This window comes from Streptomyces sp. NTD91 (assembly GCF_059510455.1).
The window spans coordinates 1-965 of the sequence record NZ_JCAJZW010000137.1 but is presented as its reverse complement, the minus strand read 5'-3'; the positions used below and the strand labels follow the sequence as shown (position 1 = coordinate 965).

Genomic DNA, 965 nt, shown 5'->3' with positions numbered 1-965 from the left:
CCTAGCGCCAGGAGCCCTGACATGCCCTTCCCCACCCCGCTGACCGGTGTCGTCCCACCCGTCTGCACGCCCCTGACGCCGGAGCGCGAGGTGGACGTGCCCTCGCTGCTCAGGCTGGTCGACCATCTGGTGGGAGGCGGGGTGCACGGGCTGTTCCTGCTCGGGTCCACGTCCGAGGCCGCGTTCCTCACGGACCGGCAGCGCAGGCAGGTGGTGGAGGCGGTGGTGGCCCATGTGGGCGGTCAGCTGCCGGTCCTCGCCGGCGCGATCGACATGACGACGCCGCGCGTGCTGGAGCACGTCGCGGCGGTGACGGCGGCCGGAGCGGAGGCGGTGGTCGTCACGGCCCCGTTCTACGCCCGTACCCATCGCTCCGAGATCATCCACCACTACCGCCGGATCTCCGCCGCGTCCGACGTGCCGGTCATCGCCTACGACATCCCCGTCGCCGTGCACACCAAGCTCCCGGCCGAGGTGGTGCTGGGTCTGGCCGCCGACCGGGTGCTGGCCGGGATCAAGGACTCCAGCGGCGACCTGGCCGCCTTCCGCGAGATCGTCACCGGCGCCCGCGCGCACCCCGGGTTCAGCGTGCTCACCGGCTCGGAGCTGATCGTGGACTCCGCGCTGGCGCTGGGTGCCGACGGGGCGGTGCCGGGTCTGGCCAACGTCGACCCGCACGGGTACGTCCGGCTCTACCGCATGTGCCGGGCCGGCGACTGGGAGGGCGCGCGGACCGAACAGGAACGGCTGTGCGCCCTGTTCGGGATGGTCACGGTCGGGGATCCGGTGCGGATGGGCGGCAGCTCGTCGGCGCTGGGCGCGTTCAAGGCGGCGCTGCATCTGCGGGGGGTCATCGCGTGCGCGGCGACGGCCGAGCCGCAGGTGCCGCTGTCCGGCGAGGAGGCCGAGAGGGTCGGGAAGTTCCTGGCGGCGGCCGGACTGCTCTAGGGCGTGTTTCGAAAGTG

At 73.1% G+C, this 965-nt stretch carries 1 protein-coding gene; it reads left to right on the top strand.

The features are described from left to right. Positions 1-21 precede the first annotated feature (21 nt). Positions 22-948 carry a dihydrodipicolinate synthase family protein gene (locus AC5WRT_RS38920; RefSeq protein ID WP_496098643.1) on the top strand — a complete coding sequence of 309 codons (927 nt, stop codon included), beginning with the start codon at positions 22-24 and terminating at the stop codon, positions 946-948. The last annotated feature ends 17 nt before the right edge of the window (positions 949-965 follow it).

Coding starts and splice junctions, on each gene's coding strand:
- AC5WRT_RS38920 (WP_496098643.1), top strand. CDS start 22: ATGCCCTTCCCCACCCCGCTGACCGGTGTCGTCCCACCCGTCTGCACG.